We start from the raw sequence: 13033 nt of genomic DNA on the forward strand, positions 1-13033 counted from the left end.
TATTAAAATCATAAAAAAAATACTCAAACAAATTATATCTTTGAAATAAGACATGCAATAAATTAGCTATAAGAGTAACAAAAACTAATCTAGTACGTCCAACACTAAAAAAAGATATACTTTGGAAACAATTCTTTCAATTCACAACCTCAATAAGCGTTATGGCGGTCTTCAAGCCTTAAAAAATGTTTCATTAGAAATAGTAAAAGGCAATGTTTATGGTCTACTAGGTCCTAATGGAAGTGGGAAATCTACCACTTTGGGTATCATTCTTAATGTGGTTAACAAAACTTCTGGTGAATACAGCTGGTTTGGTGGTAAGCTCCAAACTCATGAAGCCTTGAAAAAAGTGGGAGCCATTATTGAAAGACCTAACTTTTATCCTTACATGACTGCTGAACAAAACTTGAAATTAGTCTGTAAAATAAAAAATATTGATTATTCTAAAATAACCGAAAAATTAGAATTAGTAGGCTTAAATGATAGAAAAGACAACAAATTCAGCACATACTCTTTGGGGATGAAACAGCGATTGGCTATTGCTTCTGCTCTACTCAATGATCCGGAAATTTTGATTCTTGACGAACCAACAAACGGATTAGACCCTCAGGGAATTCATCAAATTAGGGATATTATAAAACAAATTGCGAGCCAAGGAACAACCATTTTATTGGCTTCCCACCTATTAGATGAAGTTGAAAAAGTATGCACACACGTTTTAGTTTTAAGAAAAGGACAAGTACTTTATTCCGGCCCTGTTGATGGAGTTTCGGCTAATGAAGGATTCTTTGAAATACAAGCTGATGATACAGAGAATTTAATTCGTGTTTTACAAAATCATCCTGCCATTGATAAAGTAAGAGTAGCAGACACAAAAGTTTTAGTGTATTTAAAATCCAAATTAGAATCAGCGGAACTGAATCAGTTTTTATTTGCTAATAATATTTGTTTGAGCCATTTAGTTAAACGTAAAAACAGTTTGGAAGAACAGTTTTTAGAGTTGACCAAGAATCAATAGCAAAATTCAATGGCAATGGCAATGGCAAAAATCAATCGCAATGTCTATCAAAATCCAACAATCTAAAAATCTAACAATCTAAGTCATCTTCAAATGAAACGATTACTCTCTATAGAACTACAAAAAATATGGTTAAACAAAGCCAGTCGTGTTTTGACTTTGACTTACTTTATACTACTTTCTTTTATTGCCTTGATAGCCTCTGTTAATTTTAATATAGGACCTCTTAAATTCCAAATTTCCGAAATGGGCATTTTTAATTTTCCCTATATCTGGCATTTTAACACCTATATCGCAGCCATTATGAAACTATTTTTGGCTATCATTATCGTTTCAATGATGGCAAATGAATACAGTTATGGCACGTTAAAACAAAACCTAATAGATGGTTTGAGCAAAAAAGAATTCATACTCTCAAAATTTGCAACTATCATATTCTTTTCGCTTTGTTCGACCATTTTTGTTTTTATTATGACCTTAATTTTAGGCTATAGTTTTTCCTCTTATACCGAATTGAGTATCATTTTCACGGATTTAGACTATCTTCTAGCTTTTTTTGTAAAACTTATTGGTTTCTTTTCATTTTGTCTATTTTTAGGAATACTTGTAAAAAGATCTGCATTTGCTCTTGGCTTCCTTTTAGTTTGGAATATTGTTGAAGGAATTGCTAAAGGAATTTTGACCTTTCGTTTTTTTACAGAAGGAAAAACTGCAAGCTACATCACACAATTTTTTCCTTTGGAAGCAATGTCTAACTTAATTGTTGAACCTTTCTCTAGGACTTCTTTTGTAAAATCAATTGGAACTCAAATGGGAGTTGAAAATCTTAAAGATTATAGTGTTCATTTTTCTACCATTTTTATCGTTTTAGTTTGGACTTACATCTTTTTATTCTTGTCCTATAGAATATTAAAAAACAGAGATTTGTAGTATATTTGTATACTATGATGATTCGTATAAAAAACATTTTATTTTTAGTAATTTATTTCATTACAACAGTTGCGACTGCTCAATATATCAATATTAATGATACACAAACAGCACAACAATTAGTTGATAATGTTTTAATAAATAGTAGCTGTGCGAGTGCATCCAGTGCAAATGCAAAAGGGGATACTTTTACCGCTGGTCAAAATAGTTATGGATCATTTAATGCTGGAAGCAGTGCTTTCCCATTTAGTGAAGGGGTCATATTAAGTACTTTTAGAAGTAAAAGTGCAATTGGTCCTTATATCGCCAATCAAAATGGTGGAGGAAATAGTGCATGGGGTGGCGATGCCGATTTAGACAAAGCATTAGGTATCAAAAGTGTTAATGCAACTATGATTGAATTTGATTTTGTACCCTTAACCAATTTCATCAGTTTCAATTATATTTTTGCGTCTAATGAATATCAGGCTTATTTTCCTTGTGAATACTCTGATGGTTTTGCATTTTTGATTAAAGAAAAAGGAAGCACTGATGATTATAAAAACCTAGCAGTTCTTCCAGGAACTAACATCCCAGTTTCTTCAAAAAACGTTCACCCTCTTATAAATTCATTTGTAGATGCACAAAACATTACCCATCAAGGTTGTGCAGCAATAAACCAATCTTACTTTAATGGATTTAATACCGCTTCTAGCCCTGTAAACTATAGTGGGCAGACTATTAAATTAAACGCTCAAAGCGATGTTGTTGCCGGAAAAACGTATCATATAAAATTAGTAATAGCTGATGATAAAGAAGAATACTTCGATTCTGCTATTTTTCTAGAAGGTGGTAGTTTTAAATCAAAAATAGATTTAGGTACAGATCGTACATCAACTAGTAATAACCCATTATGTTTTGGCGAAACCTTACTAATTGATACCAAACTTCCTGCTTCTTATTCTTATAAATGGTATAAAGATAATATTGAAATTTCAGGAGAAACAAATCCATCGCTCAATGTAACAGCTGCTGGAACTTATAAAGTTGAAGTTGTTTTATCTCCATCCGTTTGTACTGCTCAGGACGAAATCAAAATAGAATATGCTCCTCAAATAATTTTAAATAATCCAACGCTATACCAATGTGATGATGATAGTAACGGTATTACCATTTTCGATTTAACTAAAATGGATAACATCATTAAAAACAATAATCCAAAACTAACAAAATTGGCTTATTATACTTCATTAGCAAATGCACAAGGAGAAATTAACCCCATTTTAAACCCAACTTCTTTTCAAAATACCATCCTAAATCAAACACTATATGCACGAGTAAGCTATGAATTTGGTTGTCCCGAATATGCTCAATTAAATTTGGCAGTAACTAACATTAACAATACCATCTCTACACAAAATCCGATTGAAAGTTGTGATACAGATGATTTACAAGATGGAATAACTCAAATTGATTTAAACGCCAAAGTTACGCCACAAGTAATTAATGGACTACCAGCGGGACTAATGGTAGAATATTACCCAACTCAAATCGATGCCATTACTCAAAAGAATCAATTACCAAATGCATTCACAAATACAATTCCAAACCAACAAATCATTTATGCCAGAATTGTAAACGGTCCTGATTGCTATAAAATCATTCCAGAGACGCTTATCATCAATACCTTTGACCCTCCAAATTTTGAAAAAACAAACGCTTTTTTATGTGATGATTCTATCAAAACATTAGCTGTCGAGAGTGGTTATAATTCCTATTCATGGAATAACGGAGATAACGCCAATACCATAAATATTACAAAACCTGGACAATACTCTGTTACGGTTACGAATCCAAAAGGCTGTCAAAAAACAAAAGAATTTATTATAAAACCTTCTGGAATAGCAACAATTACAGATATAAAAGTTACTAACTTTGCTGGAGACGAAAATATGATTTCTATTTCCTATATTGGTAATGGAAATTACGAATTTTCTATAGACGGAGTTAACTATCAAGACACTGCAGTTTTCAATGGTTTAAACGCAGGGATCTATTGGGCAACCGCTAGAGATAAAAATGGTTGTGGGAGCACTATACCTTCTAAAGTTTATGTACTCGATTACCCTCGTTTTTTTACACCAAACAATGATGGTTACAATGATACTTGGAAAATAAAAAATCTGGACATTCTTCCAAAATTCAATATAAATATCTTTGATCGTTATGGAAAATTATTAAAACAATTAAACATAACAAATAGTGATTGGAATGGCCGTATTGATGGAAAAGAATTACCTGCTGATGATTATTGGTTTACAATAACATTCGAAGATACAAAAACAATAAAAGGACATTTCTCTTTAAAAAGATAGCCCTAAAATATTTATCTCTGATGAAAAAAATATATTTATTTTTTATTCTTTTAACAATAAATTGTTTTGCGCAGTTTAGCAAAACTCATTATATCCCTCCGTTAGTAGCTGCCTCAGGATTAGCCGAAGACCAATATTTGTATATCTCAACCCCTAGTCTTATTAATGTAAATTTTAAAATTATAGCCAATGGTGGAAATGTGATTTACGGTACGGTAAACAGTACTAATCCCTATGAGTATTACATCGGAACAGGCGATAATACTCAATTATTTACTCCCATAACAGCAACTGGAGTTATAGCTAATAAAGGCTACATAGTAGAAGCTGAAGATTTGATTTATGTGAGTATTAGAGTAAATGCGGGAAATCACAACCATGCAGGCGGATTAGTTTCTAAAGGGAATAGCGCACTTGGAAAGGAATTTAGATTAGGTGCCATGCTAAATCCTCTTTTTGACCCAACCCTACTAAACTTTGCTTCGATACTTGCAACTGAAAACGGAACCAAAGTAGTCATTTCAAATCTTCAATTTGGAACTGCTCTTTTAAACAGGCCATCTGTTACTGGGCCAATTACAGTTACTCTCAATAAAAATGAAAGTTATGTATTGGCTTTACAAAATTACAACGATGGCAGTAGCATTTCGAATAGTTCAAAAATTATTGGGGCACTCGTGACGTCAGACAAACCTGTTGTGGTCAATTCGGGTTCGTTTGGAGGAAGTAACAGTACAGCTGTTAATAATTTGGGAAATCCAACTGGAAGGGATGTCGGTTTTGATCAAATAGTTTCTTTAGAAAAAACAGGAAAAGAATATATTTTTGTAAAAGCAATTGGAACTAATGAATTGGAACGTGTTTTACTAGTAGCCCATTATGATCAAACTCAAATTTTTCTTAATGGCAACTCAACACCATTTACAACCCTTAATAATGGAGAATACATAGCCTTAGATGGAAGTCAATTCATCGATGGTAATATGTATATTACATCAAGCCAAAATTTATTTGCTTATCAAAGCATAGGAGGATCGGCTAACCCAGCCAATCAAAATTTATTTTTCGTTCCACCAATAAATTGCTCAACACCTAATACTGTCGATAATATACCACAAATTCAATCCATTGGAGATACTACCTTTAATGGTATATTAAATATTGTTACCGAATCCGGAGCTACCGTTTCATTAAACAATACTCCTATTACTTCTACCCCAGTTACTATTACTGGAAACCCGAATTTTGTGCGATACACAGTTTCTAATTTATCGGGGAATATTGCTGTAAAATCAAGCAAACAGGTTTATGTTTCCTATTTTGGAACTAATGGAGCCGCTACCTACGGAGGATATTATTCGGGCTTTGATTTAAAACCAGAAATTGTAAGCAGCAAAATTAATCTTAGTACTTCTTCTTGCATTCCAAATATATCTTTAAAAATAAATACATTATCTTCTTATGACACTTTCAAATGGTATAAAGATGATCTTGAAATTCCAGGAGAAATATCCAATAATTACACACCAACTCAACCTGGATTTTATCAGGTAAGAGGAAGTATTTCAGGTTGTGCTAGCGATATTTACTCAGATAAAATTCCTGTGAGTGTATGTCCAATAAATAATGATAATGATCTTGCCAATGATAATATTGACATTGATTACGATAATGACGGAATACTAAACTGTACCGAATCCAATGGGAATCAAAACATTGATATTTCAAACCCTAATACAGGTGTAGTAAATTCTAATTCTTTTTCAGGAACGATTACTGCTCCTTCTCCAGCTCCAATTCCATTTCAAGGAAATTCCGATGGTAGTTTTGTGACCGAAGTATTGGCAGGAAAAGGCAATTTTGTTGCTTATAATATAACTTTTGCAAATCCAATAAACCTACGTTTGGAATATGCTTCAACAGCAAATCCTACCGATTTATTGAATATAAATTCCGAATACATTATTAATTCAGACATTGATAAAACCGTAACTGTTTTAAACCCAACCAATCAATTATTGATTGACACTAATTATGATGGGGTCTATGAAAGTGGCGTAACTCAGTTTACATCCTTCGAAATTCGTTTCAGGCTAAATGGAAGCATACCGTTAGCAGCTGGAACTGGGACTTTTTCATTTCAATCCTATCAAACCAAATCATTAAAAATTACCCACATAAACCTACTTGATGCAACAGGAAACAAAGCTACTTTTAAACTTATTACGACCTGTGTTCCTAAAGATAGTGATGGTGATGGCGTTCCAGACCAATTAGATTTAGACTCCGATAATGACGGCATTCCAGATCAAATAGAAAATCAAAACGTTCCAAAACCACTATCAAACATCGACACCAATCTAGATGGATTGGATAACATTTTTGAACCAGCAAGCAATCCAATCGACACAGATAATGATGGAATATCTAATTATTTAGATTTAGATAGTGATAATGACGGAATATATGATTTAGTTGAATCAGAAAGCAATGCATTAGATGCTGATAAAAATGGAATCATAGACACTACCACTTTTGGATCCAATGGACTAGCAGATTACTTAGAAACAAGTCCAGATAGCGGAATTTTGAAATACACTGTTGCGGATACAGATGGCGATGGAATAAAAAACCAAACTGAACTAGATAGTGATAACGATATATGCAATGACGTAATAGAAGCTGGTTTTCCGGACCCTAATTTTGATGGTCAACTAGGAAATAATCCTGTTGTCGTAAATTCAAATGGAATCGTAATCAGTGCTACAAATGTCTATATAATAACTCCAAATCCAAATTACAAAATAGCCGTTCCAATTCTTGTAACTAAACAACCACAAAGCCAAGGAATTTGCGATTTACAGAATGCAACTTTTATAATTGAATCTAATGCCGATACTTCTCAATGGCAACTTTCAATTAATGGAGGAAACAATTGGACAACTCTAACAAATAATGCAACTTATTCTGGAACTAATACCGGATCATTAGCAATTACAAAAGTGGTTCCTGCGATGAATGGTTATCAATACCGCATTTTATTAAACAAGGCCAATAATTCTTGTGGATTAACCTCCGAAGTGGCAACACTTACTGTCCTTTCTTTGCCTATATTAAATTCTCCAATTACAATAGTACAATGTGATGATGATACCGATGGAATTTCAAATTTTAATGTAACCGAAAAAAATAGTTTTATTTCTGCTAATTATACCAACGAAACCTTTACCTATTACACTACTCAATTAGGTGCCAATACAAAGGATGCTGCAACACTCATTACAAACCCAACTGCTTTTACAAGTCCAAGCAATAGTATTATTTGGACAAGAGCAGAAAATTCTAACGGTTGTTTTACTGTTGCTCAATTAAAACTAATTGTATCTACCACACAAATCAGTTCTTCTTTCAAAAGAACTATTGAAGTTTGCGACGATTTTATTGATAATGCAAATGATGACAAAGATGGTATAGCTACATTCAATTTTAGTTCAGTAACTACAGACATACAAAACTTACTACCTTCCCCTTCTTCAAATTATAGTATCAAATTCTATGTCAATGAAGCTGATGCTTTAGCAGAAATCAATACGATTCAAAACCCTACCAATTATAGAAATACAATACCAAACCAACAAGAAATTTGGGTACGAGTAGATAGCAATTTAGATAATGCCTGCTTTGGATTAGGAGCTTACATCACTCTTGTGGTAAACCCAAAACCGAATATAGATCTTAACAAGAATCAAAATGATAATGAAATAGTATGTCTTAATTTACCAAGTTTTTTTATCACGCTCAATGCTGCAATTTTAGACAATACTCCCATCGAAAATTACAATTATGTTTGGAAAAAAGATGGCATATTAATACCAAACGAAAACGATTATTCTCTTGACATTAACAAAGAAGGGAATTACTCTGTAACAGTATCCACTCCAAAAGGATGTGACAGAACCCGAAATATTACTGTTACCGCTTCTGATATTGCTCATTTAACCTCGATATCCATTTCTGATTTATCCGATTCAAATACCGTAACAGCAAATGTTTTTGGATCAGGAAATTACGAATACAGCATTGATTTACCCGATGGTCCTTTTCAAGACTCCAATTTCTTTGAAAACGTATCACCTGGAATTCATGACCTCTATGTGAATGATAAAAACGGATGCGGAACGCTTAAAAAAACCATAGCAGTACTCGGAATCCCTAAATTTTTCACTCCAAATAATGATGGCTATAATGATTATTGGAATATCAAAGGAGCTAATGAAACGCTCAATTCTCAAACACAAATTTTCATTTACGATAGATATGGTAAACTGCTTAAACAAGTTATTGCTTCAGGCAATGGCTGGGACGGTAACTATATAGGTAATCCAATGCCCGCCGATGATTATTGGTATACTATAAAACTAGAAGATGGACGTGAAGCCAAAGGGCATTTCACTTTAAAAAGATAAAAATTGAGTCGTGTAGCATCAATTACTTTTATCTAAAGTTTTTCTTAATTAACGTTCACATAAAAAAATGAGGAAACACTCAAAAAACAAAAAACCCATTCAAATTAATGAATGGGTTTTCTAATATAAAATAAACAGAATTAGATTTTAAATCTTTTTCTATCAGTTTCTGTCAAATAGATTTTTCTCAAACGAATAGATTTTGGAGTAACCTCTACATATTCATCTTTTTGAATGTATTCTAAAGCTTCTTCAAGAGAGAAAATGATCGGAGGAATAATTCTCGCTTTTTCATCATTTCCAGAAGAACGCACGTTAGATTGTTTTTTCTCTTTGGTTACGTTTACACACATATCATCACCACGAGAGTTTTCTCCAATTACCTGACCTTCGTAAATTTCAGCATTTGGCTCAACGAAAAACTTACCACGATCTTGTAATTTATCGATAGAATAAGGAATAGCTTTTCCTTTTTCCATAGAAATCAATGAACCTTTGTTACGTCCAGCAATTTCTCCTTTGTAAGGTTCGTATCCTATAAAACGGTGTGCCATAATAGCCTCACCAGCAGTAGCAGTAAGCAATTGATTACGCAATCCAATAATTCCACGTGATGGAATATTAAATTTTACAATCATACGGTCACCTTTAGTTTCCATACTCAACATTTCACCTTTACGCATAGTAACGAACTCAACCGCTCTACCTGAAAGAGTTTCTGGTAAATCAATTGTCAATTCCTCAATTGGCTCACATTTTTTACCGTCAATTTCTTTGATGATAACTTGTGGTTGACCGATTTGCAATTCGTAACCTTCTCTTCTCATTGTTTCAATAAGAACAGACAAGTGAAGTACACCACGACCAAAAACCATAAACTTATCAGCTGAATCAGTTTCACCCAATTTCATTGCTAAGTTTTTCTCTAATTCTTTTGTCAAACGCTCTCTAATATGACGAGAAGTTACAAATTTACCCTCTTTACCAAAGAAAGGAGAGTCATTAATTGTAAACAACATACTCATAGTAGGCTCGTCGATATCAATAGTTTTTAAAGCTTCTGGATTTTCATGATCAGCGATAGTATCTCCAATTTCAAATCCTTCAACTCCAATAATAGCACAAATATCTCCAGCGATTACTTGCGGTACTTTTTTACGACCAAGTCCTTCAAAAGTATGAAGTTCCTTAATACGTGATTTAGTGATAGTACCATCTCTTTTTACAAGCGAAATTGGCATACCTTCATTCAAAACTCCTCTTTCTAAACGACCAATAGCAATACGACCAGTAAATGCAGAGAAATCTAAAGAAGTAATCAACATTTGTGGAGTTCCTTCAGATACTTTAGGAGCTGGCACATTTTCAACAACCATATCCAATAATGCTTCAACATTATCAGTTACGTTTTCCCAATGATCTGACATCCAGTTATTTTTAGCTGAACCATAAACGGTTGGAAAATCCAACTGCCATTCTTGAGCACCTAATTCAAACATTAAGTCAAAAACTTTTTCGTGAACTTCTTCAGGAGTACAGTTTTCTTTATCTACTTTATTGATTACAACACATGGCTTTAATCCTAAATCAATAGCTTTTTGTAATACAAAACGAGTTTGTGGCATAGGACCTTCAAAAGCATCTACCAAAAGACAAACACCATCAGCCATGTTCAAAACACGCTCTACCTCACCACCAAAATCGGCGTGACCAGGAGTATCAATAATATTAATTTTTGTACCTTTATATTGAACCGAAACATTCTTTGAAGTAATAGTAATACCTCTTTCACGCTCTAGGTCGTTGTTATCAAGGATTAAGTCACCTGTGTTCTCGTTGTCACGAAATAACTGACAGTGATACATAATTTTATCAACCAAAGTTGTTTTACCGTGATCGACGTGGGCAATAATTGCAATGTTTCTAATAGCTTCCATCTGTGATTTTTAATGGGTGCAAAGGTACACTTTATTTTGATATAAAAAATCTTTATGCAATACTTTGCTATTTTGTTTACACATAGATAATTATAAACTTACTTAATCTATAATTTCAAAATTAATTCATATTACTTTTCTTAACTTTACTATTAAATAATTATATTTGAATTAATGAAAAATAAAAGCGATCAAATAACCCTAGTTTACATTCTTTCAGCATTATTTATTGCTATCATTAGCTTTAAATTCTTAAAAATGTATCCGTCTAATTTAAATGCTTACAATTTTAGTTTTATCAAAGACATTCTTTTCATTATAATCACAGGTCTTCTCTTTAGATACATTTTATCCAAAAATGACAAAAGAAATACTGAAATCTACAATAACCTTAAAAGTACAAACGACAAGTTAAAAGAGTCCAAAGAAAAATACGATATCGTTGCAAAAGCAACTAGTGACACCATCTGGGACTGGAAGATACCCGAAGACAAACTCACCTGGAACAAAGGAATCAAAGGAATATACGGCTACAAGCAAGATCAAATAAGCAATAATTCTAAATGGTGGTTCGACAATATACATCCAGAAGACAGCATAAAAATGTCCATCAAACTATATTCTTTTCTTGAACAAAAGACAGAAAAATGGCAAGATCAATACCGCTTTAAATGCGCAGACGGAACCTATAAATATGTACTTGACAGAGGTTTTATTTTAAAAGATAAAAATGACAAAGCTATTCGAATGATTGGAGCCATTCAAGATATTACCAAGCAAAAAGAAGAAGAAAACAGACTAAAACTGCTTGAAACTGTTTTTACAGAAGCAAGAGACTCTATTATTATCACTCAAGCCACTTCTGACGAATACCCAATTCCAAAGATAGTTTTTGCCAATCCCGCTTTCAGCAAAATGTCTGGCTATGATCACGCTGAAATCATAGGAAAATCACTCATTTTTTTCATGGGAGAAAATTCTGAAACTAAAGAAATTAAAAAAATAATACAAGCTATAAAAAACAGATCTGAATGTTTTTCAGAAATTATACTTTACAAAAAAGATTACTCAGAATACTGGGTAAGACTATCATTTATACCCGTTTACAACCTAGACCACAACTTATCTCACTGGATTTCTATACAAAGAGACATAACAGAAGAGAAAAAACTAGAAAAAGAAAAAGAAATACTTATCCAAGAGCTAACTCGCAACAACAAAGATTTAAAACAATTTTCCTATATCACATCACATAACCTAAGAGCTCCATTATCAAATTTAACAGGTCTATTAAATTTGGTAGACGATGTTACAATTAAAGACGAGGATTTAAAAGAAATCATAAGTGGTTTTAAAACATCTACAAGTTTATTGAATGAAACTATTAATGATCTAGCCAAAGTAATTACCATAAAGGATAATCCTTACATACATAATGAAGAATTACAAATACAAGATATTTTTAAAAATGTTCTTAACCAGCTAATAATAAAAATCGAAGCTATAAAACCTGAGTTAAACATTGACTTTGGAAATGTAGAGAAAATAAATACCAACAAATCTTATCTTGAAAGCATCCTATTAAACCTATTTACTAATTCCCTCAGATACAGATCAACAAACAAACAGTTAGTTATTAATATCACCCTTTCACAAACAGATCAAATAATTTCAATCAATTTCAAAGACAACGGTATTGGGATTGACCTAGAAAGACACCAAAATAAAATATTCGGACTCTATCAAAGATTCCACAATTACCCAGAAAGTAAGGGATTAGGCTTGTTTTTAGTCAAATCTCAAATAGAAACTATGGGAGGCACAATAAGCATTAATAGCGAAGTTAATAAAGGAACTGAATTCATATTAACATTTAAATCTTTATAACATGTTAGAATTAATCATGTGTATCGACGATGACCCAATTACATTAATGTTATTTAAAAAAGTAGCACAAAAAGCTTCTTTCGCAAAAGAAATAATATGCTCCTCCAATGGCCAGGAAGCCATTACGTTTATCAACAATCTCACAAATGAAGACACAAAGCCACAATTACTTTTTTTAGACTTAAATATGCCCATAATGGGAGGCTGGGAATTTCTTGATCTATTTAACAACTCTAATTATTATCATTCAAACAATACTAAAGTTATCATTTTGACTTCCACTATAGATCCTGATGACATTACAAAAGCTAAATCTTACGACAATGTTATTGAATTCCTATCAAAACCTATTACAGTTGAAATGTTAGATTATTTAAAGTCTAAGATTTAATTTTTGAAGTAAAATTAAAGCATAAAAAAAGCTCCTTTTTCAAGGAGCTT

7 protein-coding genes are annotated in these 13033 nt (G+C 32.5%); 6 read left to right on the forward strand and 1 reads right to left on the reverse strand.

The features are described from left to right. Positions 1–121 precede the first annotated feature (121 nt). The 4 genes from ACUN3A_RS03635 (at position 122) to ACUN3A_RS03650 (ending at position 8768) form a co-directional block, all read left to right on the forward strand. A complete protein-coding gene (locus tag ACUN3A_RS03635) occupies positions 122–1018 on the forward strand; it encodes an ABC transporter ATP-binding protein (protein ID WP_445549996.1) in 897 nt (298 codons plus the stop codon). Positions 1019–1111: 93 nt separating this feature from the next. Beyond that, a complete protein-coding gene (locus tag ACUN3A_RS03640; protein WP_445549997.1) occupies positions 1112–1948 on the forward strand; it encodes an ABC transporter permease in 837 nt (278 codons plus the stop codon). A gap of 14 nt (positions 1949–1962) precedes the next feature. Beyond that, positions 1963–4302, forward strand: a complete 2340-nt coding sequence (locus ACUN3A_RS03645; protein ID WP_445549998.1) for a choice-of-anchor L domain-containing protein — start codon at positions 1963–1965, stop codon at positions 4300–4302. 20 nt (positions 4303–4322) lie between these two features. Then, positions 4323–8768: a T9SS type B sorting domain-containing protein gene (locus ACUN3A_RS03650; RefSeq protein ID WP_445549999.1), complete on the forward strand. Its 4446-nt coding sequence runs from the start codon at positions 4323–4325 to the stop codon at positions 8766–8768. Between the two features lie 140 nt (positions 8769–8908). Here ACUN3A_RS03650 and typA read toward each other — a convergent pair whose 3' ends face one another. Further along, complete coding sequence (typA, locus tag ACUN3A_RS03655; RefSeq protein WP_445550000.1) at positions 8909–10705, reverse strand: translational GTPase TypA; 1797 nt, start codon at positions 10703–10705, stop codon at positions 8909–8911. Positions 10706–10879: 174 nt separating this feature from the next. Between typA and ACUN3A_RS03660 the strand changes: the two genes are divergently transcribed. Further along, a complete protein-coding gene (locus ACUN3A_RS03660) occupies positions 10880–12592 on the forward strand; it encodes a PAS domain-containing sensor histidine kinase (RefSeq protein ID WP_445550001.1) in 1713 nt (570 codons plus the stop codon). A gap of 1 nt (position 12593) precedes the next feature. Then, positions 12594–12983: a response regulator gene (locus ACUN3A_RS03665; protein ID WP_445550002.1), complete on the forward strand. Its 390-nt coding sequence runs from the start codon at positions 12594–12596 to the stop codon at positions 12981–12983. Positions 12984–13033: the final 50 nt, after the last annotated feature.

The organism is Flavobacterium sp. WC2509, from assembly GCF_052683105.1.

What these genes read in the sequence shown, in the direction of transcription:
- ACUN3A_RS03640 (WP_445549997.1), top strand. Translation starts at nt 1,112, where the DNA reads ATGAAACGATTACTCTCTATAGAACTACAAAAAATATGGTTAAACAAA.
- ACUN3A_RS03645 (WP_445549998.1), top strand. Translation starts at nt 1,963, where the DNA reads ATGATGATTCGTATAAAAAACATTTTATTTTTAGTAATTTATTTCATT.
- ACUN3A_RS03650 (WP_445549999.1), top strand. Translation starts at nt 4,323, where the DNA reads ATGAAAAAAATATATTTATTTTTTATTCTTTTAACAATAAATTGTTTT.
- typA (WP_445550000.1), bottom strand. Translation starts at nt 10,705, where the DNA reads ATGGAAGCTATTAGAAACATTGCAATTATTGCCCACGTCGATCACGGT.
- ACUN3A_RS03660 (WP_445550001.1), top strand. Translation starts at nt 10,880, where the DNA reads ATGAAAAATAAAAGCGATCAAATAACCCTAGTTTACATTCTTTCAGCA.
- ACUN3A_RS03665 (WP_445550002.1), top strand. Translation starts at nt 12,594, where the DNA reads ATGTTAGAATTAATCATGTGTATCGACGATGACCCAATTACATTAATG.